The sequence below is a fragment of the Halosolutus halophilus genome, from assembly GCF_022869805.1.
In the GTDB taxonomy this organism is placed as follows: domain Archaea; phylum Halobacteriota; class Halobacteria; order Halobacteriales; family Natrialbaceae; genus Halosolutus; species Halosolutus halophilus.
Genome location: NZ_CP094974.1, coordinates 5,015,165 through 5,039,337, shown reverse-complemented (window position 1 = coordinate 5,039,337; position 24,173 = coordinate 5,015,165). Strand labels below are relative to the sequence as shown.

The following is a 24,173-nucleotide window of genomic DNA, read 5'->3' as shown; positions in this document are numbered from 1 at the left end:
TCACCGTTCCCGGAACGCGCCGACCGACACGGCGTTCACGTCCGCCGAACTGAGCACCGAACATGACGTTCAAGGAGAGTCAAAGCGATCGGACACGGCCATCAACGGATGCCTGAACCGACGATCGGGAGTCCTCGATCGGCCGGGCCGGGAGACCCGATCGACGGTCCCTGCAATCGTTGTAAACACTCCAAACGAATCTCAGCCGCCGATCGAAACGATTGAACGGTCCGAACGAAGGTCCGTCTTTTTAGGATGTTGGGCGATACTACGGCGTAATGAGTTCCAGACGGGCAGTTGCCCTTCTCGTGTTGGCAACCGTCGTCGGCCTCACGATCGCCCCCATCGGGAGCGGGGCCGTCGCGAGCGCGATCACCGAGGACGAGTCGTCCGACGAGACGGAGACGAACACGACAGTGTCGACGTTCGTGCAGGCGAGTACGGCGGACGCCGAGAACTCGATCGAAGAAGGGATGGTCGAGGCCAGGTACGAGACCGCCGACAACGAGACCAAGGCCGAGATCGTCGCGGAGCGGACCGACGAACTCGAGGACAGTCTCGAGGACCTCGAGACCGAGCGCGAGGCACTCCGCGACCAGCGAGACGAGATGTCGCACGGACAGTACCAGGCCCGGTTGGCGAGGCTGACGGTCGAGATCATCGGCCTCGAGCAGGCGATCGAGAAAAACGGCCCCCGGGCCGCCGAAACCGGCGTCGACGAGGAACGCCTCCGGACGCTCAAGAACAACGCCTCGGAACTCGCCGGGAAGGAAGTCGCGGAGATGGCTCGCGGGATGGTCGGCCCCGATCGAGTGCCCGGACAGGGGCCACCGGACGATCGTGAGACGGGGGCGTCGAAGGAGGACCAGGGAAACGGTCAGGCACCGGGCCAGACGGATGACACTGGACAAATCGGCTCGGACGGCGGTGATGAAGGGACCGACGGCGGCGAGACGGGAAATGAGAACGGCGACCGGGGCTCACCGGCAGACAGCGACGACGTTGGTTCCGACTGAAACGGGGTCGCACCGATCGCACCTCGCCCGAGCGATCGGGTGTGCACTGAGTTTCAGTGGCGACGGCGAGGCCCGGTCGCGTCCACACCGACCTGCGGAGAGAAGACACGCTTTTCAGCGGTGACCGCTTACGGTCCGCCGATGGACTCCGCCGCGTTGCTCGATTTGCTCGGGAACGAAAATCGGAGACGAATCCTCCGGTTACTCGCCCGAAAACCCTGTTACGTGACCGAAATCTCGGAGTACCTCGGCGTGAGTCCCAAGGCGGTCATCGAGCATCTCCGGAAACTCGAGGAAGCGGGTCTGATCGAGAGCCGGGTCGACGATCAGCGACGGAAGTACTTTCACATCGCCCGGAACGTCAGGCTGGAGGTGAACGTCTCTCCCTACGGCTACGCGAGCAAGAGCGCCTATCCCGCGAACAGCAGTTTCGACATCACGACCTGTCGGCACCTCTCGCTGGACGTCTCGTGGGACGAGACGGACAGCCTCGACGACCTGCTTGCCGCGCTCGAGGATCTCGAACAGCTGGAAAACGAACTCTCGCTGGCCCAGCGGTGGGTCCAGGGGCGGCTCTGTGACGTCCTCGATCGGATCTCGGAGGACATCGGTGCCGGACCGGAGAGTCGCATCTACGCCGACCTGCTCGCGAGCATTCGATCGGAACCCAAGTCCGTCGGCGAACTCAGCGAGGACATCGACGCACCTCGCGAGGTCGTCGCGGAGTTGCTCGAGGTCATGGCCGACAACGGCGTCGTTCGGCGAACCGAGCGCGGCTGGGAGCTGTCGACGAACCGGCCCCACGAAGCCGAACAGGAGTGACGAGGGCGCGACGGCTCATTCGACGTCGCGACGTACCCCGTCCCGCAGGTCGCGACCGAAGTAGTAGCCGCCGACGCACGAGACCAGCCCGACGGTCGCCCCGACGGCGACGATCGCGCGGCTCGAACCGGCGACGGCGATAACTGCGTGATTGGCCAGCGCGGCCACGGCCCCGACAGAGACCCCGGCGGCGGTCGTCTCGAGGTAGCGCCGTTTCGACGTGACGAGCCCGATCGCGAAGGCGACGGCGAACATGCCGACGATCCGGCCGCCGATCGGGATCGCCGTGCCGCCCGCGAGCAGCCCAGCCCCGAGGGCGAGTACGAGCGCGAAGAACGCTTTCGGGGAGAAATACGCGCCGAGCGAGAGGGAGGGCGCAAGTCCGGACAGTCGGGAAGAGCCGGCGTCCGTCGACTCGTCGCCGGGCGCGTCCGGCTCCCTCGATCGATCCGCTACCGGCGTCGAGGACGGCGCCGCGTCGGAGAGCAACTCCTCCGTCTCCTCGAGGAGGTCGTCCGTCGGGCGGGCGGCACCCTCCCGGGACACGGTCGATTCGTCCGAGCGATCGCTCATAGAAGAGCGTGACGTGGGCTGGCGGCAAGGACCTTTCCCCGACGGCCACGAGAGGTTGCGATCGAGGCGGCGGTTCTCGCGGCTGCGGGAACTGCCTGTATCGAGTAACGGGGTGTGACAGTTGTGGATCCACTGAGCGAGCGACGGGCCCCGTCTTTTTTACACCGGGGGTGGTACTCGTACGCCGTGAGTACCGAGTTGATCGTTTTCGGGGCCATCGCGATCCTGCTCGGGGTGGGGTTGCTGTCTGCCGCCCGACGCTTCTATCCGCGGCTCGACCTGGCGGAAGAGGCGCTGTCGAGCATCCGGTTGCTGACCGCGTTGATCGCCGCCGTCCTCCTGCTGACCGGGCTGGGGCTGATCCTCGTCGGGCTGGTCGGGTAGCCGGATCCCTGCAGGGAAAGCGTGCCTTCAAGTCGCCTGCTGCGTAACGGCCACCCATGAACCCAGGTGACCGCGTCCGCGTCGATCGCGCGGACCGCACGTACGACGGCGTGTTGCTTCCCTCCAGCACGGACGATCACCTCGTCGTGAAACTCGAGGGCGGGTACAACGTCGGCGTCGATCGGGCCGAAGCCGACGTCTCGGTCCTCGAGGAGGACGTCTACGAGATCGACGGCACGAGTACCGACGAGAGCGGGTCGACCGTCGAGTTCGACGACGACCTGCCGACGATCTCGCTCATCTCGACCGGCGGGACCATCGCCTCGACCGTCGACTACCGCACCGGTGCCGTGACGGCGCAGTTCGACGCCGAAGACGTCCTGCGTGCGGTGCCGGACCTCGCGGGTCGGGCGAACTACCGGGGCCGCGTCGTCGCCAACATCCTCTCGGAGAATATGGATCCGGAGATCTGGCAGGACCTCGCCCGGGCCGTCCACGAGGAGATCGACGCCGGTGCCGACGGCGTCGTCGTCATGCACGGGACCGACACCATGCAGTACTCCGCGTCGGTGCTCTCGTTCATGCTCGACACTCCCGTCCCGATCGTCTTCACGGGCTCGCAGCGGTCGGCCGATCGGCCCTCCTCGGACAACGTGATGAACGCCGTCTGTGCCGTCGAGGCCGCCAAGAGCGACTGTGCGGAGGTGCTGGTCTGTATGCACGCCTCCGAGAGCGACGACGTCTGTGCGCTCCACCGCGGCACCCGGGTCCGCAAGAACCACACCTCGCGGCGGGACGCGTTCGAGACGATCGGCGCGAAACCGCTGGGCGAAGTCGACTACGAGGCGTGCGAGGCCCAGGGGGACTCGAACGGTCGAGCGGCGTCGAACCGCGAGACCGAAGCGGTCGAGTTCCGCCGCGAGTACCGGGAACGGGGCGAGACGGACCTCGCGATCGAGCCCGAACTCGAGAGCGACGTCGAACTCCTGAAGTTCACGCCGGGGATGGACCCCGCGTTCCTCGAGGTCGTCGAGGGAAGCGAAGGGCTGGTCCTCGAGGGAACGGGACTCGGCCACGTCCACACCGACCTCGTCCCGCGCATCGAGGAGTTGATCGAGGACGGGACGACGACCGTCATGACGAGTCAGTGTCTCGAGGGACGGGTCTGCGATCGGGTCTACGACACCGGTCGGGACCTCCTCGACGCGGGCGTGATCGAGGCCGGCGACACCCTGCCCGGTACCGCGAAGGGCAAACTGATGTGGGCGCTCGAAAACGCCGAGGACGTCGAGGAAGCGATGGGGACGTCGCTCGCGGGCGAACTGCGGGAGCGATCGGTCCCCTGGGAGTGATCGACCGATGAGCGCCGGACACGGGCGATCGGCGAGCGACGACCGGATCGAGATCCGCCGCGCGAGACACGACGATTACGACGCCGTCGTCGACTTCACGAACGACCTCTGGAGCGATCGGGGCGGCGACTACATCCCCCGGATCTACCACGAGTGGCTCGAAGACGACGACGAACCGAAGAAGACGTTCGTCGCCGAACTGGACGGCGAGGTCGCCGGGATCGTCCAGGGCGTCATGGTCTCGACCGACGAGGCGTGGTTCCAGGGGATGCGCGTCGCGCCCGACGCGCGACGACGGGGCGTCAGCGGACGATTGAACGAAGCCTGTTTCGAGTGGGCCCGCGAACGGGGCGCGACCGTCGGCCGGATCATGGTGTTCTCGTGGAACACGGCCGGCCTCGGGGCCGCCCGCGCGAGCGGCTTCGACCCGAGTATGGAATTTCGCTTCGCTCATCCGGCACCCGATCCGGAGGCGAGGAGACCGGCACCCGTCTCGAACGACCCCGCAGCCGCGTGGCGCTACTGGACCCACAGCGACGCGCGGACCCGCCTCGACGGCCTCGGCCTCGCACCGGAGGAGACGTGGGCCGTCCGAGAACTCACGCGGGACGACTTCGATCGCTTCGCCGACGAGTCGAGCGTCTTCGCCGTCGAGAGCGTCGACGGGCTCGCGGGTGCGGCCTACCGGACCCGGACGGTCGAGCGATCGGCGGCGGACGACGGTGACACCGACGGCGATGCCACCGAAACGTGGGCCGAGTACGGCGTCGCCGCGTGGGCGGACGTCGACGCGGCGCGCTCCCTGTTCGGGGCGATCGCGCGAGACGCCGCCACGCTCGGGGCCGATCGGACCCGCGTGCTGATCCCAGAAACGGTCGGATACGTCAGCGACGCCACGTACGCGGGTGCGGACGTGTCCGACGAACCTGACTTCGTACTCGGGATCGACCTCGTCGCGGACGCGTGAGGTGGCGACACCGTAGGCCCCGCGGAAGGAATCCGGGAAATCCGTCGGTATATGGGCTATTCTCCCCGTTTTGGTTCCGTTTCTCGGCATCGTTTCGGGTCGCGGAAGGAATAACTATAACACTGGGTTGCGTACGATCACTATGTTAACGAGTGCCACGAATTCGCCGATCGACGACGTCGAGTTCCTCGCGCGCTCGGATCACCGCGTTACCGCGCTGGCCGCCCTGGCCAGGCGGCCACAGAGCCGGGCCGACCTCCGGGCGATGACCGGCGTGTCGCAGTCTACGATCGGGCGCACGCTCCGCGCGTTCGAAGACCGGTGCTGGATCACCAGAGAGGGGCGACACTACGAGGCGACGCAACTGGGTGCCTTCGTCGCAGCGGGGATGCAGGAGCTACTCGACCGACTCGAGACCGAGCAGACGCTTCGGGACGTCTGGCAGTTGCTCCCGGACGAGGCGGACGGATTCACCATCGAGATGGTCTCCGACGCGGTCGTGACGGTCGCCGCGGCCGACGACCCGTACCGCCCGGTGAACCGCTTTACGTCCCTGCTGCGAGAGACGGACCGGTTCCGGGTCGTCGGGTTCGACGTGGCCCTCCTCGAACCGTGCAGGGACGAGCTCTGTCAGCGAATCGTCGCGGGCATGCACGCGGAGATCATCGCCTCGCCAAGCGTCGCCAACTACATCCGCTCGACCGACCCGGAGCAGTTCGCCAGCGCCCTGGAAAACGGCAATCTCACGGTCCGGCTGCGCGACGACTTGCCGCCCTACGGGGTCGGTATCTTCGACGACCGCGTCGCGATCAGCGGCACCGATCCCACCAGCGGGACGGTCCAGACGTTGATCGATACCGACGACCCGGCGGCACGGGAGTGGGCGGAGTCGACGTACGAGTCCTACCGACGCGAGATACCGACGCTCAGTCTCGAGACGCCCGTTGCGTAGCGTCGCTCCGGAGACGAGCCGCGGAGCGGCCGCGTGCGTACGGCGAGGAGACCGCCAGCGGCCGCTCCGGCTTGCAGCCGGTGACCGACGGTCACCGAGTGACTCGACGGCAGTCCCTGCACGGCTACCATGAGATACTTATCTAATTCGGACGGGCGTAGTGACTCTCGCGGGGGAGTACCATGACTGACGCACACAAACTCGATTGCGAATCGGCAGCGGCCGATTGCCGGTTCATCATCCAATCGGAAGACGAAACGGAAGCGATCGAACTTGCCAAGAACCACATGAGGGAAGTTCACGGACAGGAGTACACGGACGAGGAACTACAGGAAGAGCATCTGCAAGTCGTGTAAGCGACCGTCCTGACGTTTTCCCGCGATCGGTTCGCCATGACGGTGTTCCGTTCGAACGCGGCCGTTTCGAACCCCGACACAACGGCTGGTCCGGCTTGCAGCCGGTGACCGGTATTCATCGGGTGCGAGGAGGGCAGTGCGTGCGAAAACGCCACGAGATACCTATCTATCCCAGTCGACCGTAGCGATTCACGCACGGAGGCGAAACGAATCCATGACAGCACCGTACGTATCACACCCATGACAGCACCGTACGTATCACACGGTTCGGCCGGGCACAGACTGCAGGCGGTGATCGAACGTGAATGAATCCCTCGACGTCGACAAACTCGAACAGGAGGTCAAGGGCGTGTACCGGGCCGTCGCCGAGACCCCCGACGAGGAGTTCCACTTCGAGATGGGACGCCCGCTGGCAGCGCGGCTCGGCTATCCGGCAGCGGACCTCGATGCGGTCCCCGAGGCCGCGGTCGAGTCCTTCGCGGGCGTCGGCTATCACTTCGAACTCGTCGACGTACGGGAGGGCGACGACGTACTCGATCTGGGGAGCGGCTCCGGTACGGACGCGTTCGTCGCGGCGCGTCACGTCGGCGACACCGGGAGCGTGACCGGCCTCGATATGACGGAGGCACAACTGGAGAACGCACGGCAGCTTCGCGACGAGGGCGGATTCGACTCCGTCTCGTTCGAACACGGCTACGTCGAAGACCTCCCGTTCGAGGACGAGTCGTTCGACGTCGTGATCTCGAACGGCGTCATCAACCTCTCCGCGGAGAAAGAGCGAGTCTTCCGGGAGACGAATCGAGTACTCAGACCGGGAGGGCGACTCGGAATCTCGGACATCATCAGCGAAACCCAGATGCCCGACAGCATCAAGACCAGTTCGGATCTCTGGGCGGCGTGTATCGGCGGCGCCGAACAGATCAACGACTACACGGCGATGATCGAAGCGGCCGGCTTCCGCGACGTCGAGGTCAGGGAGAATCCGCAGTACGATTTCATCTCGGAGCAAGCACAGGGGGCGTGCCAGAAGTACGGCGTGAAGAGTATCTCGCTCACGGCTCGTAACCGCTAGGGAGGACGTCCCGCCTTCCCGTCCCGTCGGCCCCGTCGAGGAACCGATCGTCAGAACCGACCCGAACGATACGTGTGATCCGATCGCACGCCGATCGCGGTCAACCAGCGCGGAATCAGCCGCCGCTGACCGGCGGAAACAGCGCCAGTTCGTCGCTCTCGTCGAGTTCCGTCTCGAGCCCCTCTTCTTCGACGAGGACGTTCGTTCCGTTGCGAAGGACGTTGATCTGCGATCGAAGCTCGCCGTCGCTGTCGAGGACGCGCCCCTCCAGTTCGGGCGCGTCGACGAGCAGGTCTTCGAGCGCGTCGCCGACGGTATCGCCGGCGTCGGCGTCGACGGTGACGTGTTTGTCGCCCGCGCGTTCGGCGAGATCGGCGAACAGTTTCCACTTCGTGGGCATAGGTGGCGCTATCGGTGCCGACGCCAAGTAGCTACCGCTCCGTTCGACGATCGACGGCCTCGTCGACTGCCCCGTCGGCCCCGTCGATCGATCCGGTCGAGAGTCGGCGCAGGGCCTCCGGTCGAGCCAAGACGTAGGCGACGTCGCCCGCTTTCAGGGCGGTGTCGTCGGCCGGCAGCGCGATCGGGTCGTCGCCCCGATCGATCGCGAGTACGAGCACCGGCAGCGATCCGACGGTCGCGCCTGCGAGCGGGTCGCCCTCGTCGACGGCGAGCGTCGTCACCGTCTCGTCGGCGGCCCGGAGCAGGGAGACGAGATCGCGTTCCGCGCCCGGGTTTCCGGGGAGGGTCGCGAGCCGATAATCGGCGTCGGGTTCGAGTTCGGCCGCGTCGTCGGCGTCGACGGCGACCGTCGCCACGTCCTCGGCGGTGCCCCGGAGTTCGCCCCGGGTGACGGGCCGGTAGGAGTCCCCGTCGCGACGCCAGAGGCGGACGGCGTCACCGGGACTCGCGTCGGCTGCCGGATCGGCACGGAGCGCGACGGCAACGGTCCCCGGCGCGAGCGTCGGCCCGATCCCGGCCGGACGACTGCCCAGCGCGAGGTACTCGATCGAGCCGTCGGCGGCGAACTCGACGTCGACGTGACCGATGCCGTGGTCGCGCGCGAGCCGATCGACGAATCGGTCCCGAAGCTGGTCGACGGTGAGTCGCCGCGGGAAGTGAAGCGTCTGGCCGGCGAGGTCCGCCTTCGTCGCGTCGTCGACGGGATCGTAGCCGTCCACGTCCTCGATCTCGTCGGGGAGTTCGAGGGTCACCACCCGACCGGCCGATCGGACGAGCTGGGTCACGTCGTCGATCGTCCGGGGCGCCGCGAGCACGAACACGTCGCGGGCGAGGCGATCCCCGATCCGCCGGCCGCCGTCCGCGGCGATCGCGCTCACGACGAAGGTGACGACGGTGTAGACGGCCGTCTCGGAGTCGAGAAGCGGCGTCTCGCCGATGATCGCGTCCTGGAGCGCGGCGGTGGTATTCAACCAGATCGCGACCATCGAAATACCGAGCAGGACGCCGACCCCCTCCGGGAGTTCGTCGTCGCTGTACCAGCGGAAGGCGACGGCCGCGATGGCCGCCGTGCCGCCCGCGAGGACCGCGAACCCCAGGAAGCGACCGAGCACGTCGAGCAGCACCTCCAGCAGTTCCGGGGAGGCCTGCTGTGCGACGACCGCGTTCACGCGGGATCGCCCCCGGTCATCGCGCTCGTGAGGGCGACGACACCGCTCATCGGCCGATCGCCTCCGCGAATTCCTCGACGACCGCCTCCGGACCCGCGACGAACACCTCGTCGCCGACCGCGAGCGACCGTTCGATCCCGGGACCGAACACCCAGCCGTGTCGACGACCGGCGGTCTCACTTCCCTGCCGCCGGACCGCGACGACCGTCACGTCCGCCGATGGCCGCGGTTCCTCGAGCGCACCGGCCGACCCCACGGTGACCCGTCGGATCGCGTACCCGGCTCGTTTGGCCAGCGCGAACGCCTCGAACTCGCGGTTCGTCCCCCGCGATCGGACGACGAGTCGGGGCTGTTCCGCCGCGAACAGCGGTTCCACGTCCCGCCGGGCCACGGCGATGGTGACGCGACCGGTTCCGCCGGGACTGGCCCCGGTCCCCCGCCCCGGAGGGACCGACGTCGTCGACTCCTCGCCGCCGTCGGGGACGGTCGGCGCTTCCGCCACTGATTCGTCGCTACCCCCGATCGCGGTGGACTCGGCGTCGGCAGGCGTCCGAACGCTCAGGACCGGCCCCCCGATCGTCCGATCGGCCGTCCGGACGGCCACCTCGTCGCCGCGGTCGAGCCCCGTCGGCACCAGCGTGGCGAGCGAGACCGCCCGCTTCCCCGCCGGGACGCGCCGCGAGAGGGTTCCGGACGGCGGTGCAGCGACGATCGTCGCCCGCGCCCGCTCGTCGATCGAGACGTCGACGTCCGCGAGGTCGTGGTCGGTGCGGAGCCGTTCTTCGAGGCGGACCTCGAGTTCCGACAGCGGGAGGTCCGCGGGGAGTTTCCACGACCCGGCCCTGAGCGTCTTCCGGAGGGGCTCCGGTAGCGGCGGATATCCCTCCATGTCGCGGATCTCGCCGGTCGGACGAATCGTGACCTGGCCGACGGTCCCGACGAGTTCGACGACGTCGGCGGAGAGCGTCCGCTGGCGGAGGGCGGTCAGCGAGAGGCGCCGCGGGAGTTCGGCACCGAGTTTGTCGCCCTGATCGTGCGCGTACAGGGCGAGCATCAGGACGACCAGCACCGCGACCAGCAGTCGTGGCGACTGCGCGATGCTCGGCTCGACGAGTCCGAGCAGTCCGCCCTGGACGCTGGCGATCGACAGCGCGAGCACGACCACACCGAACCCGGGGAGCGTGACGCCGCTGAAGTACCGGACGAGAAAGCCGAGTGAACCGGCGACCAGCGCCGGAACGATGCCGGTCAGCAGACCGAGATAGACGCCGAGCAGTATCTCGACCGGAAGCGATGGCATTGGAGGGCAGTGGCGCGGAAGCGTTAAAGGTGCACCGGCAACGGCCGCTGCTGAATCGGACGGCGTCACTCGCCGATCTCGGCCGTCCGGTCCCGGCGCCGGACGACTGCGCCTCGGGTCGAGACGGAGACGTTTAACTGACGCCGTCGCCCAGCAGTGTGTATGGTCGACGACCGGTCGCTTCGAGCGCGACTGCCGGACAACTGGCGGCGAGTCCTTACGACGCGTGCGGCCATCGTCCTCGTCCTGGTCGTCGCGCTGCTCTCGGTCGTCACGGCGGTCATCCACATCGGAACCCAGAACGTCTCGGGCCCCTTCGAGGGATACGTTCCCGTTGCCGTCCGGGACGCCGCCGGCTTCACCGGCGCACTCACCGGCTTCCTGATGGTCGGCAGCGCACTCGCGCTCCGGCGCGGGCTTCGAGCGGGGTGGTGGGCGACGCTCTTCCTCCTGCCGATGACCGCAGCGCAGGGACTGCTCCAAACCAGCCGGTACTCGCTCCCGCTGGTCGTCCTCTCGCTGGTCGCGATCCCGGTCCTTCTACTCACTCGAAAGCGGTTCGACAAACCGCTCTCGCTCACCACGACCCAGATCGCGGCCGGCGCGGCACTCCTCGGGGTCCAGCTGTACGGCACCATCGGCGGCTACACGCTCCGAGAGGACTTCAACGGGATAAACAACATCCTCGACGCGTTCTACTTCACCCTGATCACCTCGAGCACGGTCGGCTACGGCGACGTCACGCCGGATCCGGCGTCGACCGAGGCGATGCTGTTCACGATGTCCGTCCTCGTGCTCGGCGTTGCCAGCTTCGGTATCGCAATCGGGGCGCTCGTCGGCCCGGCGATCCAGGCCAGAATCTCGAAAACACTCGGAAAGATGACCGAATCACAGCTCCAACTGCTCGACGAGCACATCCTCGTGCTCGGCTACGGCGAACTGACGGAACCGATCGTCGACGAACTCGCACGCAGCGACCGCCAGTTCGTCGTCGTGACGAACGACCGCGACGCGACGACTTCCCTCACCGACCGGGGGCTGCCGGTCGTCACGGGCGACCCGAGCGACGAGGAGCCGCTTCAGCGCGCGAAGATCGACCGCGCGATGGCGGTCGTCGTCGCGACGCAGCACGACGCACAGGACGCGCTGGCGATTCTCACGGCCAGGCAACTGGCGACCAACACGCGGATCGTCGCCGCCGCGACCGACCGCGAGAACGTCAAGAAACTCGAGCGCGCCGGCGCGGACGCGGTGATCAGCCCCTCCATGCTGGGCGGTCACCTGCTGGTGCGATCGGCCCTCGGCAGCGACAAAACGGAACTGATCGATCGGATCATGGGCGCGAAGTGATACGTTCGAACCACGCGCCGGAAGCGGCTATCGGTGGCGGCCGCGGTGGACGATCGCGACGTCGGTCTCGAGATCGCTGAGCTTCCGGAACGTCGGCGGCGAGACGAACCGCGAGGCCGCCGACCGATCGGTACTCGAACCGACGAAGAGCACGTCGTAGCGGCGAGCCACGCGCGAGAGGTACGCCTCGACCGACTCGGTGACGACGTGGGTCTCGAAGCGGCCCGAAAAGGCGTCGACGAGGTCCGCGAGCGTGTTTTCCGCGCTCCGCCGCCGGGACTCCTCGTCGATGCAGGTCGCGACGCTGACCGGCCAGGCGGACTCGGTGAGCCGCAACGAGAAGTCGACCATCGTGCGAGCGGTGTCGCCGGATCCCCGGACCGCGACCAGCCCGCGGCGCCACCGGCGGCGGCCGTCGTTCGAGCGGAACGCGATGACGTCGATCTCGCTGTCGAACAGCCCCCTGATGAACGACGAGAGCCCGCCACGATCGTCTTCCTCGTAGGGAGCGACGATGAGATCGCAGTTGTTCCGCCGGGCGGTCTGGAGGACGAGCCCCGACGAGCGTCGATCGCCACCCGCGACGACGACCTCGCAGGGGACGTCGTACTCGGCCTGGAGGTCGTCCGCGAACGACTCGAGGTCGTGGACCGCGTCGCTGGCCGCTCGTTCGGCGGCCGTCGCCGCCTCGTCGGCGGCTGACTCGAGGTCGCTGTGTCCGGCCGGGACCGCGCCGACGACGTCGAAGAGGACGACCTTCCCGGCCTCGTGGGCGCCGGCGAGTTCGGCGGCGAACCGCGCGACCGTCTCCGAGTCGTCGCCGACCGGGACGAGCACGTGATCGTCGGCGTTGGTCGTCTGGTAGAGATAGCGCGCTCGCTCTTCGTAGAAGCGATCCCGCCAGATAGCGAAGGCGGCCGCGACGAACGTACTCGAGACGACGATTCCGAGGACGTACGCGAATTTCGCGTTGCCGGTGACGAGGACGAGCAGCGCGGTCGAAAACGCCGTCGGTTCCTCCAGATCGAGCGCCCAGGTTGCGGCGCCGGTGAAGAAGACGCTGAGGGCTGCACCGGACGCGCTGATGGGACCGCCGTTCAACCCTGCCGACGTCGCCAGTGCGAGGGCGAGCCACCCACAGAGCGCACCCACGGTCATCCCGCCCACGAACTTCGTCGGCGTGGAGTATCGGCCCTCGGGATCGGCAAAGAGCGTGTACGTTCCGGACGCCAGCGGCGGGAACAGGAGAAACGAAATCGCAGCCGTGACGTTCGACAGCCAGGTCACCACGGCGATGAGCAGCGGGACGAACACGAGCACCGAGAGGTGCAGGAGGTTTCCCGTGTGTTCGATCCACCGCACGAAGGCGTCGAGTTCCCGTCGCTCGAGTCGACGGATCCGATCTGCGAGCGCGCGAACGCGCGCCCGAACCGGTTCGAGCATAGGACCTATTGATCATGTATCGAAGAAAATCGTTGTGTTCCGCGGGCGATCCTGCCGGGGCCCAACCGAAGCCGCGATCCGAGACCTCGGTACTCGGCTCTAGTCCAGCGTCGGTGCGCCCTCGACGATCGCCACTCCACTCGAGGCGCCGATCCGATCGGCTCCGGCCTCGAACATGGCGATCGCCTCGTCGTAGCTGCCGACCCCGCCGCTGGCCTTGACGGGGAGGTACTCGCTCATGAGTTCGACATCCTCGACGGTCGCACCCCCGTCGGCGAACCCCGTCGAGGTCTTGACCATCGTCGCGTCGGCCGCGACGGCGGCCTCGCAGGCGCGGTGTTTCTCCTCGTCGGTCAACAGGGCGGTCTCGATGATGACCTTGACCGGGATCGGAACCGCGGCGACGAGTTCCGCCAACTGGGCCCGGACGGTGTCGTCCTCGCCGGCCTTGAGGCGGCCGACGTTGATCACGACGTCGAGTTCGTCGGCCCCCGCTTTCCACGCGAGGACCCCCTCGCGTCGCTTCACGTCGTGGCCGTTCTGCCCGTGCGGGAAGCCGACGACGGTCGCGATCGTGACGTCCGGCGCGTAGTCGGCGGCCTCCTCGACTGCGTAAGGTGGAATACAGGCGTTCATCCCGTACTCGGCGGCCTCGTCGAGGACCTGCCGAACGTCGGCAGGCGTCGTCTCGGGGCCGAGAACGGTGTGGTCGATCAGTGGAGCGATTTCGTGACGGTCCATACGGGGTGGACTCCACCCGCCCTCAAAAATTGGACCGATCGATCATCGCCCGATCGCCGTCCGATCACCACAGAGTCGCTGCCCAGCCGATCGCCGCCCGATCGCCGCCCGGTCGCTTATTGGTCACGACCTGCTACTGGCTCGCATGGAAGACGAGCAGCCAGCCGTCGATCCCGCCGTCGCAGCCACGGCCGAGGAGATCGCGACGATGGAGATCCGCGGTGCGGCGACGATCGCCGACGCGGCGGCCGACGCACTCGCGACGCAGGCCGATGGATCCGACGCCGCCGATCCGGCGGCCTTCCGGGCCGAGATGCGGGCGGCCGCGAAGGAACTCTACGAGACCCGTCCGACTGCCGTCAGCCTTCCGAACGCCCTCCGGTACGTCCTCCGCGGGATGGAGGGAGACACCGTTTCGGAACTGAAGGCCTCGACGATCGCCCGCGCCGAGGAGTTCCGGACCGAACTCGAGCAGGCCCAGGACCAGCTCGGCAAGGTCGGGGCCAACCGACTCCGCGACGGCGACGTGGTGATGACCCACTGTCACTCGACGGACGCGCTCTCCTGTATCGAGGCCGCACTCGACGCCGGCAAGAGCGTCGAGGCGATCGTCAAGGAGACCCGACCGCGAAAGCAGGGCCACATCACGGCCCGCCAGCTCCGGGAGTGGGGCGTCCCGGTGACGCTGATCGTCGACAACGCGGCCCGGCGGTACCTTGACGACGCCGACCACGTCCTCGTCGGGGCCGACAGCATCGCCGCCGACGGGGGCGTCATCAACAAGATCGGGACGAGCGGCCTGGCCGTCAACGCGCGCGAACGCGGTGTGCCGGTGATGGTCGCGGCCCAGACGATCAAACTCCACCCCGACACGATGACGGGCCACACCGTCGCGATCGAGATGCGCGACGAGACGGAAGTGCTGTCGGCCGCTGAACGGGCCGACGTCACCGGCGACCGGCCGGAGGACGAGGGCCTCGTCGTCGAGAATCCCGGCTTCGACGTCACGCCACCGCGGTACGTCGACGCGATCGTCACCGAGCGGGGGCAGTTCCCGCCCGAAAGTATCGTGACCCTGATGCGAGACCTGTTCGGCGAGACGATCGGCGAACCGTGGGAACCGTAGGTCCGATCGTTCCGGGCGGACGACAGATTCGTATCACCGAGCCGGTGATAATCGAAACGTGTTAGTTACTGGTCTGAGGGCGTATGGAATATGGTATTGCCCGAGGGATTCGCGCTCCCGCCGTGGTATTTTCTCGTGCCGCTTCTCGTCGTGCTGACAGGTGTCGTCGTACTGCTGTGGACGGTCGATCCACCGGTGACCGATCGAACGGTGCTCGCGTTCGCGCCGTGGATGATGTTCGGGTCGGCGCTGCACGTGCTCTACCAGATCGGGGTGTACCCGGACGGGATCGCAGTCCTGTTTACCACGCCGAGCGTCTACCTCGTGACGGCCACCCTCGCGGGCGGGATCTGGCTGCTCGGGGTGTTCCTCTACGCTGCCGGCCTCCAGTCGTCGGTCTCCCAATTCGTCGGCATCACCGGAACGGCGTTTTTCGTCGCGTTCGCGACGTTCGCCATCGTCAGCCGGTCGGGCGAGGGGGCGCTCGACCCCTTCTGGCCCGTCATCGGGGTCGTCGTCGCCGGACTCGTCACGGCGATCGCGTGGCTCGCGCTCAGCCTCTGGTTCACCGAGGTCGCCGCCGTCACGAGCATCACCGGCGTGCTCGTCGTCTTCAGTCACACGCTGGACGGCGTCTCGACCGCGATCGGTTACGACGTACTCGGCGTCAGCGAGAACGTTCCGCTGTCCCTGCTGATCCTCGAGGTCGGCAGTAACCTCCCGACGGCCGAGTACATCGGCAGCGGCTGGCTGTTCGTCCTCGTGAAAGTGGCGCTGGCGCTCCTGATCCTCGGGCTGTTCAAGGAGTACGTCCAGGAGGCTCCCCGACAGGCGCGGACGATCCTCGGACTGGTCGCCGCAGTGGGGCTCGGACCGGGCGTGCACAACGTCTTGCTGTTCACCCTCGGCTAGACTTTTCCCGTCGGAGGCCGTCGTCCCGATAGTATCGATATGGTCTCCGTGCTCACTGCCGGTCACGTCAACTGGGACGTGACGCTACGCGTCGACAGGCTCCCGGTCGCCGACGGCGAGTCCGCGATCCGCTCACAGCACCAGTCCGGCGGCGGCAGCGCCGCGAACGTCGCGGCCGCCCTCGCGGGACTCGCCGTCGATACCGGGCTGATCGGCAGCGTCGGCGACGACGACAACGGACTGCTGGCGCGACGCGAACTCGAGGACGCGGGCGTCTCACTCGACGGAGTCCGGGTCGTCGAGGGCGCCCCGACGGCCGTCAAGTACCTGCTGGTCGACGACGGCGGCGAGGTCGCCGTGCTGGGAAACGACGGCGTCAACGAAGCGGTCACCCCCGCGGATCTCGATCGGGATCGCGTCCGATCGGCCCGCCACGTCCACCTCACCGGACAGCGGCCCGACACCGCCGCCGCGATCGCCCGGACTGCACGCGAGGCCGGGGTTACCGTCAGCTTCGATCCCGGACGTCGACTCGGCGATCGCGACTACGGCGAGGCGCTCGCGGCGGCCGACGTCGTCTTCGCGAACGGTCGCGAGGCCGAGGCGATGCTCGAGGACGAGTACGTCGGGTCTGACTTCAGCGATCGGATCGTCGTCGTCAAGTCCGGCGGTGACGGCGCGGAGGTACACACGCCGAACGGCTCGTACGCGCATCCGGGGTTCGACGTCGATCCCCTCGATACGACCGGGGCAGGCGACGCCTTCGCCGCGGGGTTCATCGCGTCCACGCTGGCGGAAGACCTTCGACGCGGCGACGCCGATGTCGAGCGGGCGCTCGAGTTCGCGAACGCCTGCGGGGCGCTCACCGCAGCACGGGAGGGGGCTCGCAGCGCGCCGACGCGGTCGGAGATCGAGGCGTTTCTCGCCGATCGGTTTTGAAGGGGTCGGTTCCGAAGTCGGACCGGGTGATTCCGACGCCGTCCGGAGGTTCTCAGGGGGTGCTGTCTGACGATACTTATATCACCGGCGCCGTTGGTCACACGAACAGAACGTCACGGAGACGTGACGGAGAGACATGACGGAACGAAGGAGAAGCAAGTCCCACGGATGCGAACTCGGTCGTCGCATCCGCTACGAGCCGAGTCCAGACGAACCGCTGAGTATCGCCGCTGCGACGGCGCTGGCACGCTACCACGACGAAGACGTCACGACCGCCAGTACGCGGCTCTACGATTACGTCGACCCGGAAGCGCTCGACGCCCTCTTCGCCGACACCTGCAACGGGACCACTCGGTCGAACGGATCGGTCGAGTTCGACGCCGATGGACTGGTGATGACGATTACGCCCGAGCGCGTCGAGGTGAGGTCGGCGGACTGACGACGGCGGGGGAGACGGTTCCAGGTAAAGGAAAGTGCCGACAGCGCGGACGGTCAGGGCCCGTCGATACCGTCGGACGACGCGACGTACACGCCGATCGCACTCGAACGATCGTCGCCGCCGACGATCCGCGAGACGCGATCGAACGTTCTCCGACCGTCGTCCGACAGTAGAATCTTTTTTCTCGTCCCCGGCGGAACGCGGGGGTATGGCAACCCAACCACACCTGCTGGTCGACGACGGGGACGTCGCAGACATCGCCCTCATTCCGGGGGACCCCGGACGCGTCGATCGGATCGCCGACCACTGTGACCGGGCCGAGACGATCGCCCAGAACCGCGAGTACAAGGTCGTCAACGCGACCTACGAGGGGCGGGAGCTGACGATCTGTTCGACGGGCATCGGCTGTCCGTCGGCAGCGATCGCGATCGAGGAACTGGCGAACGTCGGGGTCGAGACGTTCATCCGCGTCGGGACGACCGGGGCCCTCCAGTCGGAGATCGAGATCGGCGACATGATCGTCGCGACCGGGGCCGCGAAGAACGAGGGGACCTCGAAGCGGTACGAAGCGGTCGAGTACCCCGCCGTGCCGGACTACGACGTGCTGTCGGCGCTCGTCGACTCCGCCGAAGCGCACGAGGAGCGCGCGGCCGCTCAGGCCGCGGATGGGGCGAGCGGCGAAGCCGCGGGCCGAGTCCACGTCGGCCCGATCGCCTCGGACGACGCCTACTACGCCGAAACCGAGTCCTACGTCGACGACTGGGAGGCCGCGGGGCTCCTGTCGGTCGAGATGGAAGCCGCCGCCGTCTTCTCGCTGGCCCGGCGGAAGGGGCTTCGCGCCGGCGCGATCTGTACCGCCGACGGCAACCTCGTCGAGGGCACCCAGAAGGGCACCGACACCGAGGACGACGAACTCCCGGAGAAGGCGAAGAACAACGTCGGTCGCGCGATCGACATCGCGCTCGCGGCCGCGACGGAACTGTAACCGGATCCGGCGCGACGACGATAGACGCTCGATTGTACCCCGTCGCACGTTCCGAGGGCGAGACGGATCGATCGCTACTCGCCAGAAATCTGTGTGGAACCGTCCGACCACCGCCGAATGGGCCATCGTTTCGTGGCCGCTTCCTCGAGCCCTCGGACGAGTTCTGCGTCGAGTTCGCTCGACAGGGCGGGGTCCGGACTGCCGGGGTGGAGGAACAACCGTGTCCGAAGTGAGCGAGTCAGACACCGAAAGATTTTTATACAGATCACCTCGGAACGCGACAACATTCAAGGGGATGAAATGAGTTGGGTGTGTCTATGTCCACCGACCACACAGATCCAACGCTACGGTTTGACGCAGGCAAGTACGAGGAGTCCGTTGTCGGGCTGATCCTCGTCCTCCAGTTTACGCTGGCAGCGATACTCGTCATGATGTTGGTGGGGTTCGTCTACTTCACCATCGACGCCTGGTTCGACGCGAACCGATCGATCACGTACTTCTTCGGAGCGATTCCGTACATGATCGGGATGGCCCTGGCCATGTACCTCCTCAACTACCTGTACGAGTAGTTGATCGCTACCGTCGCCGTCCTCGGGAAGCGGGACCGGCCCCGACTCCGCGACGCTCGTCGCTTCGTTGCGGACACCTGTTTCGACGACGTCTGACGACGTCGTCAAACAGCCCGTGAGAGGCGATATCACGAACGCGCTTTGCAGACACCGACGTGGTATCCACAGGGAGTGCAGTCTCCACAGGCGCGGATTCGGGCCGTCCCAGCCCTACTCCGAAAAACACTCTGTTGTTGATAGGTACTCGGCGGTCGTGGCATGTACAGGTGAACGATGTAACGCTGGGAAACGTCGTCGGCCCACTCCTGGCAAGAACCGCGTACTGAATAAAGAGAACGGATCTATCACGAGGTTTGTCGATGTTGCGCGCGTAGTGATACCGGTTCGCCGGATCGGACGATAAATCGACGGACCGATCGAACTCACTCCTCGAGGAGCGTCTCGGCCAGTGCCATCGTCCGATCGGTCAGCGCCTCGGTCGTCGTGGAGGTCCCCCGGAGCCGATCGTTGATCGACGAAAAGAGGCGCTCGAACGCCACTCCGTCCCCCTCGGATCGGTGCCAGTCGTCGGTCGCACGCGGCTCGAGCCCGCACGTTCCACAGGTCCCGGACCCGTTCCCGGCGGATTCCTCGAGCGGCACGAAACAGCCGTAGCACCGATCGAGTCCAGAGACGACCGTCTCGCCCAGGTCGACGACCTCGCGGAGGTCCGACTGGAGGGTCGTGGCCGTCTCCGACACCGTCTCGAGCGGTGACGCCACTTCGGGATCCAGTTCGGCCGTCTCGACCGCCCGGAGACGATCGAGTCGCGCGTCGACGACGTCGATCGCCAGCAGGACGTCCTGGCGAGTCTCGACGTACTCGGAGGCGTGGTCGCGGGGTCCGTCGTCGTCCGCATCGGTCTCGGCGAGTGCGGTCGGCAACGACGTCACGAGCGACGCGAACGAGGCGACGTCGGAGATGGTCGCCCCCTGCGTGCGGGTCGTATCGCGGACGAGTCGAAACAGGTCGTCCCGATCGGCCGACAGTCCCGAGAGCGCGTCCGACTCCTGTAGCGCCGTGAAACACCGTGAGCAGACCGTCACGAGTGAACTCTCGTGGACCGTCCCTTCCAGCGGGACGTCGCCGACCGGGTACGTCCGGACGGTCGTCGGTTCCTCGTCGCCGCCGGTCGCACCGCAGTTGCGGCACGTGTACTCGTCTCGTTCGAACACGGCTCGCCGATCGCCACGCCACTCGCGGGAAGTCACGGCCAGTGGATCACGGCGGGGCGTCAAAAACGCTCCGGCAGCACTCGGTCCCGGCGACGCGAACTCGCGTGGCACGCGACCGACGATCCGTCGGTGATCTGCGGCCGGGCAGTTCCGAACCGCCCCCAACGCTAACACGTCCCGTCGCGTAGGAGCAGGCATGTCCGATCCGGAGCCGGAGCCAGAGCCGGAGTTCGAACTCGAGCAGGCGTACGATCGAGAGGAGCTGGCTGCAGTCGTCGACGAGATCGCGGCCGCCCTCGACGGCGGGCACACGCTCCAGCTTCACACGCCAGCGCGACGGCTCAACGTCGACTTCCCGCGCCGGCTGGTCGCCGAACTCCGGGCCGAACGGGCCGACGACGCCGAACCGGCGACGGCCGATCTCGAACTCGCACTCGAGTGGGACGATCCCGGCGGGTCGAGTATTCGCGTCGAGACCGTCGCGGAGGACGAGACGACCGGCGAACCCGACGAGCCGACGACGGGCAGCGATGACCAGTCGGAGGACCCGGCGGCGGCGATGATGCCGCCGGAGGCAGTGACCGGCGATCGACGGGGCGAGTCCGCTGACGAACCGGACGACCGCCAGTCGTCCGGAACCGAGCGAACCAGTCGCTTCGAGGTGTACCAGGATCGGGCCGGCGAGTGGCGCTGGCGACTCGTTCACTGGAACGGCAACATCCTCGCCGACAGCGGCGAGGGCTACACCTCGCGATCGAACGCGAAACGCGCAGCCAGGGGCGTCATGCGAGCAGTACCGACCGCCACGATCGAGGAGACGGAGTCGTAGTCGCCGCGCCGTCCGATCGAGGATCGCGAGGCGTCGCGCTGCTCTCGCCGAGCGAGTCGGCCGACGGACGGGACGACGATCAGCGTCGAAGTACCTCGGCGTCGATCGACGAGGTCCGGCCACCCCGCTCGTAGTCGAGCGACGGCATCGCGTCGTCCGGGATGGCGTTGTACTCCCGCAGGAACTCCACCACGCCGCGTTTCCCGCCGAAGTCGCCGCGGTAGCGCCGAAAGAGTCGCGGGACCGTCGCGACGTGCCGATCGGGGTCGTAGTGGACGTTCTCCTCCAGATACCACTCGATCGCGATGTCCAAGTCCTCGTCGACGTCGGCGGGAGAGTAAACGGTGATCGGCGGACAGTGCTCGGCACTCCGCGGCAACGCGAAGTGGATTCGCGAGTCACACTCCGCAAGCCGGAACCGGCGCTCGAACGTCGACGGGAACGGCCGGGGGACGTAGCCGAACCCCCAGGGGTGTTTCGAACTGCGGAGCATGCCGTGTTCGATGTCGTTGAGACTGAGCCAGACGCCGCCGACGGGAATTCGATCGCGGACGACGAACCGCCAGCGATCGAGGAGTCCGCCCTCGAGCAACGCCCGATCGTCGTCTTCCTCCAGCAGTAACTGGGTGTACGCGTTGTAGCAGTTGAGCCAGAAGGAGAGTTTGCGCTCGCGCGTCGACAGTGCCCGCCCGAGCCGTGATCGATCGAGCGACGCGAGCCGCGTTCGCAACCAGTCGGTGTCACCCTCCGTTTTGACCGTGTACAGGAGATCGGCCGAGAGTGAGAGGGGGTCGAGCTGGGTCGACATTCGGTCGTGAATTCTCCAAGGAGGTCCTTGAAGCCGTGTGGCGACTACCTACGACAGTCTTGACTGGGAACACGTCTGCGTCGGTTTTATTCGGGAGACCGTTGTCACCTCGGGTGTGAACCTCAGCAAGGGGTATCTCCTCGCGCTCGTCGGCATCTTCGCGTACCTCTCGTTACAACTGGTCCTTCCGTTCCTCCAGTACGTCCTCGGTGCCCTCCTCATCGCGTTCATCCTCTTTCCCCTCCAGGTGCGACTCGAGAACTACGTCTCGCCGACGGTCGCCGCGTTCGCGCTCCTCGTCCTCGCGATCGTCGGCTTCATCGTCCCGTTCGTCGTCGTGGCGACGGCGATCGCCGGCGACGTCGCCCGGCTCCTCCAGGGGATCGACCCCGAAGCGCTGCAGTTGGCGGAAATCGAGAGACTGATCGCGGAGGAGACGGGGCGGGAGGTCGACCTGGCGGAGCAACTAACCGGGTCGGCAGAGCAGATCGGGACGATCCTGCTCGACCAGACGACGACGTGGTTCAGCGCGGCCACCCACGCTCTGGTCGGTCTCGGCGTCATGCTCTTTCTGCTCTATTACCTGCTGAAAGACGGCACTCGACTCATGGGGTGGATCAGGACGGTGACGCCGCTTCCCGACGACGTCCAGAACGACCTCTACAGCGAACTGAGCGAGGTGATGTGGGCCGTGCTCGCCGGCCACGTCCTGATCGCGCTCATCCAGGGCGTCATCGCGGGGTTCGGGCTGTTCGCCACCGGGATTCCGAACGCGGCGTTCTGGACGTTCATCATGGTGATCCTCTCGCTGATCCCGCTGGTCGGTGCACCGCTCGTGTGGCTCCCCGCGGTCGGCTACCTGCTGGTGATAGGGGAGCCACTCCTCGCGCTGGCACTCGCCGTCTACAGCACTATCGTCGTCGGGATCTCTGACGACTATCTGCGTCCGATCGTCGTCGATCGGTACGCCCAGATCAGCCCCGCCGTCATCATGCTCGGCGTGCTCGGCGGGATCTACGGCTTCGGTATCATGGGCCTCTTCTTCGGGCCCGTCATCGCCGGCGCGCTGATCGCGACGGTCAACGTCGTCGACGACAACTACGATCGACTCGAGAACGAGTCGGACACGATCTGACCGCGCTCCGGAGACGGCATCGGAACCGGACAGTCGTCTGACCCACGGAGTCTATTTATCCGTCGGGGGTGTCGGCCATCGTCCGATGGTCGACGGTGAATCCCGACTCGAATCGGTCCGGGATCGCGTCGAAACCGGCACCTCGCCCAGGCGGATCGACCGCTCGAGCGAGAACCGGGTGAAGCGCTGGCTCCTGTTCGACGGCGATCGCGAACGGGTCGCCACCGCGCTGCTCGGAACCGTGTTCGTCGTCCTGCTCGTGATGGGCGGGATCTGGCCGATCGAGTACCAGGAACTGCTCGGCGAGACGACGGTTGTACAGACCGTGTTCAACACGCTCCTCTCCGGCACGATCCTGCTGGTCTCGATCGTCGTCTCGATCGCAGCCGTCGGGATTTTCCAGGAACTGACCTCGCTCGGCAACCAGTCCGAACGCGTCGAGACGATCATCGAGTTCCAGGGCGAGATCGAAACCAGCGACATCGTCGACGTGAGCCCGGCGCGCCCGGGCCAGTTCACGGCCGTCGTCCCCCGGTCGATCAAACGGCGTGCGGACGACCTCCAGCGACTCGACGCCGCCGCGACGCGAGACGAACGGGAAGGGCGAGCCTACCGCGAGGAGGTCGATCGGCTCCGGACCGACATTCAGGCGAACACCGAGGAGGTGTTGACAACCCTCTCCCGGGTTCCGGCCGGGTCGACGGACGAACTCCTGACGGGGTTGAACTACGACTCGTCGTGGCAACTCTACCAGGCGCGGCGCATCCTGACGAAGTACGGGGAGGACCTCACCGACGACGAACGGGCCGAGATCGAGAACATCACGGACACGCTCCGCAAGCTCATGGCCAGCCGGGAATACTTCAAGACGCTGTACTACAAGCTCGAACTCTCCGACCTCTCGACGACGCTGTTGACCGTCTCCCTGCCGATCATCGTCTTCATCACGTACGTGTTGCTCGCCATCGACTCCGGCTTCTTCCCGGACGTCAGTTTCTTCGGGTACACCCCGTTGACCGTATTCATCAGCCTCGCGTACACGATCGCGCTCGCACCGTACGCCGTGCTCACCGCGTACGTCCTGCGCGCCGCGACCGTGACCAAACGGACGCCCGAGGAAGGCCCGTTCGTCCTGGACGGCGACCGGGAAACCGCCTACGACGACCGGTCCGATCCCTGATCGCGGGCGATCGGGCCGGTACGGATTTCGTTCCGGTCCGTCCGCGATCGTTTCTGGCGCGTCGATTCACGAGAATTA

Annotated in this window: 26 protein-coding genes; 18 read left to right on the top strand and 8 right to left on the bottom strand. The window is 66.9% G+C overall.

Annotation, left to right across the window (positions count from 1 at the left end):
- The first annotated feature begins 278 nt into the window (after positions 1–278).
- Together MUG98_RS25105 and MUG98_RS25100 are read left to right on the top strand one after the other, a co-directional pair.
- Positions 279–1,016, top strand: coding sequence for a hypothetical protein (locus tag MUG98_RS25105; protein ID WP_265110121.1), 738 nt, complete (start codon positions 279–281; stop codon positions 1,014–1,016).
- 141 nt (positions 1,017–1,157) lie between these two features.
- On the top strand, positions 1,158–1,838 hold the full coding sequence (locus tag MUG98_RS25100; RefSeq protein WP_265110120.1) for an ArsR/SmtB family transcription factor: 681 nt from the start codon (positions 1,158–1,160) through the stop codon (positions 1,836–1,838).
- A gap of 15 nt (positions 1,839–1,853) precedes the next feature.
- Here the strand turns inward: MUG98_RS25100 and MUG98_RS25095 are convergent, their stop codons facing one another.
- The gene (locus MUG98_RS25095; RefSeq protein ID WP_265110119.1) at positions 1,854–2,411 is read right to left on the bottom strand and encodes a DUF456 domain-containing protein; all 558 of its coding nucleotides are present in this window, start codon (positions 2,409–2,411) and stop codon (positions 1,854–1,856) included.
- Between the two features lie 186 nt (positions 2,412–2,597).
- Here MUG98_RS25095 and MUG98_RS25090 point away from each other — a divergent pair, with 186 nt between their 5' ends.
- The 6 genes from MUG98_RS25090 to MUG98_RS25065 all read left to right on the top strand — a co-directional run bounded on the left by MUG98_RS25090 (position 2,598) and on the right by MUG98_RS25065 (position 7,494).
- Positions 2,598–2,795 (top strand): hypothetical protein, encoded by a 198-nt coding sequence (locus tag MUG98_RS25090; RefSeq protein WP_265110118.1) that lies wholly within the window; start codon positions 2,598–2,600, stop codon positions 2,793–2,795.
- A 56-nt stretch (positions 2,796–2,851) separates the two neighbouring features.
- On the top strand, positions 2,852–4,147 hold the full coding sequence (gene gatD, locus MUG98_RS25085; RefSeq protein ID WP_265110117.1) for a Glu-tRNA(Gln) amidotransferase subunit GatD: 1,296 nt from the start codon (positions 2,852–2,854) through the stop codon (positions 4,145–4,147).
- A 7-nt stretch (positions 4,148–4,154) separates the two neighbouring features.
- Positions 4,155–5,114, top strand: coding sequence for a GNAT family N-acetyltransferase (locus tag MUG98_RS25080; protein WP_265110116.1), 960 nt, complete (start codon positions 4,155–4,157; stop codon positions 5,112–5,114).
- A 142-nt stretch (positions 5,115–5,256) separates the two neighbouring features.
- A complete protein-coding gene (locus tag MUG98_RS25075; protein WP_265110115.1) occupies positions 5,257–6,066 on the top strand; it encodes a helix-turn-helix transcriptional regulator in 810 nt (269 codons plus the stop codon).
- A 182-nt stretch (positions 6,067–6,248) separates the two neighbouring features.
- Complete coding sequence (locus tag MUG98_RS25070) at positions 6,249–6,422, top strand: DUF1059 domain-containing protein (RefSeq protein ID WP_265110114.1); 174 nt, start codon at positions 6,249–6,251, stop codon at positions 6,420–6,422.
- A 301-nt stretch (positions 6,423–6,723) separates the two neighbouring features.
- On the top strand, positions 6,724–7,494 hold the full coding sequence (locus tag MUG98_RS25065) for a methyltransferase domain-containing protein (RefSeq protein WP_265110113.1): 771 nt from the start codon (positions 6,724–6,726) through the stop codon (positions 7,492–7,494).
- A gap of 115 nt (positions 7,495–7,609) precedes the next feature.
- On the opposite strand, the gene MUG98_RS25060 is transcribed toward MUG98_RS25065, so the two are convergent.
- The 3 genes from MUG98_RS25060 to MUG98_RS25050 are packed head-to-tail and all read right to left on the bottom strand — an operon-like array spanning position 7,610 to position 10,425.
- Positions 7,610–7,894, bottom strand: coding sequence for a ubiquitin-like small modifier protein 1 (locus MUG98_RS25060; protein ID WP_265110112.1), 285 nt, complete (start codon positions 7,892–7,894; stop codon positions 7,610–7,612).
- Positions 7,895–7,925: 31 nt separating this feature from the next.
- Positions 7,926–9,125 carry a TrkA C-terminal domain-containing protein gene (locus MUG98_RS25055; protein ID WP_265110111.1) on the bottom strand — a complete coding sequence of 400 codons (1,200 nt, stop codon included), beginning with the start codon at positions 9,123–9,125 and terminating at the stop codon, positions 7,926–7,928.
- A gap of 46 nt (positions 9,126–9,171) precedes the next feature.
- Positions 9,172–10,425 carry a DUF8167 domain-containing protein gene (locus MUG98_RS25050; RefSeq protein ID WP_265110110.1) on the bottom strand — a complete coding sequence of 418 codons (1,254 nt, stop codon included), beginning with the start codon at positions 10,423–10,425 and terminating at the stop codon, positions 9,172–9,174.
- A 162-nt stretch (positions 10,426–10,587) separates the two neighbouring features.
- Here MUG98_RS25050 and MUG98_RS25045 point away from each other — a divergent pair, with 162 nt between their 5' ends.
- Positions 10,588–11,775 carry an NAD-binding protein gene (locus MUG98_RS25045; protein WP_265110109.1) on the top strand — a complete coding sequence of 396 codons (1,188 nt, stop codon included), beginning with the start codon at positions 10,588–10,590 and terminating at the stop codon, positions 11,773–11,775.
- Positions 11,776–11,802: 27 nt separating this feature from the next.
- Here the strand turns inward: MUG98_RS25045 and MUG98_RS25040 are convergent, their stop codons facing one another.
- Together MUG98_RS25040 and deoC are read right to left on the bottom strand one after the other, a co-directional pair.
- Positions 11,803–13,218 carry an HPP family protein gene (locus MUG98_RS25040; RefSeq protein WP_265110108.1) on the bottom strand — a complete coding sequence of 472 codons (1,416 nt, stop codon included), beginning with the start codon at positions 13,216–13,218 and terminating at the stop codon, positions 11,803–11,805.
- A gap of 99 nt (positions 13,219–13,317) precedes the next feature.
- Positions 13,318–13,959: a deoxyribose-phosphate aldolase gene (deoC, locus tag MUG98_RS25035; RefSeq protein ID WP_265110107.1), complete on the bottom strand. Its 642-nt coding sequence runs from the start codon at positions 13,957–13,959 to the stop codon at positions 13,318–13,320.
- A gap of 145 nt (positions 13,960–14,104) precedes the next feature.
- On the opposite strand from deoC, the gene MUG98_RS25030 reads away from it, so the two are divergent.
- The 6 genes from MUG98_RS25030 to MUG98_RS25005 all read left to right on the top strand — a co-directional run bounded on the left by MUG98_RS25030 (position 14,105) and on the right by MUG98_RS25005 (position 18,929).
- Positions 14,105–15,085 (top strand): ribose 1,5-bisphosphate isomerase, encoded by a 981-nt coding sequence (locus MUG98_RS25030; protein WP_265110106.1) that lies wholly within the window; start codon positions 14,105–14,107, stop codon positions 15,083–15,085.
- 90 nt (positions 15,086–15,175) lie between these two features.
- A complete protein-coding gene (locus tag MUG98_RS25025; RefSeq protein ID WP_265110105.1) occupies positions 15,176–15,997 on the top strand; it encodes a DUF63 family protein in 822 nt (273 codons plus the stop codon).
- A gap of 39 nt (positions 15,998–16,036) precedes the next feature.
- Entirely contained in the window at positions 16,037–16,936 is a 900-nt protein-coding gene (locus MUG98_RS25020; protein WP_265110104.1) for an ATP-dependent ribose-1-phosphate kinase, read from the top strand.
- Positions 16,937–17,072: 136 nt separating this feature from the next.
- On the top strand, positions 17,073–17,375 hold the full coding sequence (locus tag MUG98_RS25015) for a HalOD1 output domain-containing protein (protein ID WP_265110103.1): 303 nt from the start codon (positions 17,073–17,075) through the stop codon (positions 17,373–17,375).
- Positions 17,376–17,583: 208 nt separating this feature from the next.
- On the top strand, positions 17,584–18,360 hold the full coding sequence (locus tag MUG98_RS25010; protein WP_265110102.1) for a nucleoside phosphorylase: 777 nt from the start codon (positions 17,584–17,586) through the stop codon (positions 18,358–18,360).
- A 317-nt stretch (positions 18,361–18,677) separates the two neighbouring features.
- Positions 18,678–18,929, top strand: a complete 252-nt coding sequence (locus MUG98_RS25005; RefSeq protein WP_265110101.1) for a hypothetical protein — start codon at positions 18,678–18,680, stop codon at positions 18,927–18,929.
- Positions 18,930–19,351: 422 nt separating this feature from the next.
- On the opposite strand, the gene MUG98_RS25000 is transcribed toward MUG98_RS25005, so the two are convergent.
- Complete coding sequence (locus MUG98_RS25000; RefSeq protein ID WP_265110100.1) at positions 19,352–20,179, bottom strand: HNH endonuclease; 828 nt, start codon at positions 20,177–20,179, stop codon at positions 19,352–19,354.
- 160 nt (positions 20,180–20,339) lie between these two features.
- On the opposite strand from MUG98_RS25000, the gene MUG98_RS24995 reads away from it, so the two are divergent.
- Complete coding sequence (locus MUG98_RS24995) at positions 20,340–20,972, top strand: amphi-Trp domain-containing protein (protein WP_265110099.1); 633 nt, start codon at positions 20,340–20,342, stop codon at positions 20,970–20,972.
- 79 nt (positions 20,973–21,051) lie between these two features.
- On the opposite strand, the gene MUG98_RS24990 is transcribed toward MUG98_RS24995, so the two are convergent.
- On the bottom strand, positions 21,052–21,780 hold the full coding sequence (locus MUG98_RS24990) for a DUF547 domain-containing protein (protein WP_265110098.1): 729 nt from the start codon (positions 21,778–21,780) through the stop codon (positions 21,052–21,054).
- A 115-nt stretch (positions 21,781–21,895) separates the two neighbouring features.
- Here MUG98_RS24990 and MUG98_RS24985 point away from each other — a divergent pair, with 115 nt between their 5' ends.
- Together MUG98_RS24985 and MUG98_RS24980 are read left to right on the top strand one after the other, a co-directional pair.
- Complete coding sequence (locus MUG98_RS24985; protein ID WP_265112524.1) at positions 21,896–22,915, top strand: AI-2E family transporter; 1,020 nt, start codon at positions 21,896–21,898, stop codon at positions 22,913–22,915.
- An 85-nt stretch (positions 22,916–23,000) separates the two neighbouring features.
- Positions 23,001–24,095, top strand: a complete 1,095-nt coding sequence (locus MUG98_RS24980) for a DUF7972 family membrane protein (protein WP_265110097.1) — start codon at positions 23,001–23,003, stop codon at positions 24,093–24,095.
- Positions 24,096–24,173 lie beyond the last annotated feature (78 nt).

Coding starts and splice junctions, on each gene's coding strand:
- MUG98_RS25030 (WP_265110106.1), top strand. CDS start 14,105: ATGGAAGACGAGCAGCCAGCCGTCGATCCCGCCGTCGCAGCCACGGCC.
- MUG98_RS25010 (WP_265110102.1), top strand. CDS start 17,584: ATGGCAACCCAACCACACCTGCTGGTCGACGACGGGGACGTCGCAGAC.
- MUG98_RS25025 (WP_265110105.1), top strand. CDS start 15,176: ATGGTATTGCCCGAGGGATTCGCGCTCCCGCCGTGGTATTTTCTCGTG.
- MUG98_RS24995 (WP_265110099.1), top strand. CDS start 20,340: ATGTCCGATCCGGAGCCGGAGCCAGAGCCGGAGTTCGAACTCGAGCAG.
- MUG98_RS25040 (WP_265110108.1), bottom strand. CDS start 13,218: ATGCTCGAACCGGTTCGGGCGCGCGTTCGCGCGCTCGCAGATCGGATC.
- MUG98_RS25105 (WP_265110121.1), top strand. CDS start 279: ATGAGTTCCAGACGGGCAGTTGCCCTTCTCGTGTTGGCAACCGTCGTC.
- MUG98_RS25070 (WP_265110114.1), top strand. CDS start 6,249: ATGACTGACGCACACAAACTCGATTGCGAATCGGCAGCGGCCGATTGC.
- MUG98_RS25100 (WP_265110120.1), top strand. CDS start 1,158: ATGGACTCCGCCGCGTTGCTCGATTTGCTCGGGAACGAAAATCGGAGA.
- deoC (WP_265110107.1), bottom strand. CDS start 13,959: ATGGACCGTCACGAAATCGCTCCACTGATCGACCACACCGTTCTCGGC.
- MUG98_RS24990 (WP_265110098.1), bottom strand. CDS start 21,780: ATGTCGACCCAGCTCGACCCCCTCTCACTCTCGGCCGATCTCCTGTAC.
- MUG98_RS25020 (WP_265110104.1), top strand. CDS start 16,037: ATGGTCTCCGTGCTCACTGCCGGTCACGTCAACTGGGACGTGACGCTA.
- MUG98_RS24980 (WP_265110097.1), top strand. CDS start 23,001: ATGGTCGACGGTGAATCCCGACTCGAATCGGTCCGGGATCGCGTCGAA.
- MUG98_RS25060 (WP_265110112.1), bottom strand. CDS start 7,894: ATGCCCACGAAGTGGAAACTGTTCGCCGATCTCGCCGAACGCGCGGGC.
- MUG98_RS25045 (WP_265110109.1), top strand. CDS start 10,588: ATGGTCGACGACCGGTCGCTTCGAGCGCGACTGCCGGACAACTGGCGG.
- gatD (WP_265110117.1), top strand. CDS start 2,852: ATGAACCCAGGTGACCGCGTCCGCGTCGATCGCGCGGACCGCACGTAC.
- MUG98_RS25080 (WP_265110116.1), top strand. CDS start 4,155: ATGAGCGCCGGACACGGGCGATCGGCGAGCGACGACCGGATCGAGATC.
- MUG98_RS25005 (WP_265110101.1), top strand. CDS start 18,678: ATGTCCACCGACCACACAGATCCAACGCTACGGTTTGACGCAGGCAAG.
- MUG98_RS25095 (WP_265110119.1), bottom strand. CDS start 2,411: ATGAGCGATCGCTCGGACGAATCGACCGTGTCCCGGGAGGGTGCCGCC.
- MUG98_RS25075 (WP_265110115.1), top strand. CDS start 5,257: ATGTTAACGAGTGCCACGAATTCGCCGATCGACGACGTCGAGTTCCTC.
- MUG98_RS25050 (WP_265110110.1), bottom strand. CDS start 10,425: ATGCCATCGCTTCCGGTCGAGATACTGCTCGGCGTCTATCTCGGTCTG.
- MUG98_RS25015 (WP_265110103.1), top strand. CDS start 17,073: ATGACGGAACGAAGGAGAAGCAAGTCCCACGGATGCGAACTCGGTCGT.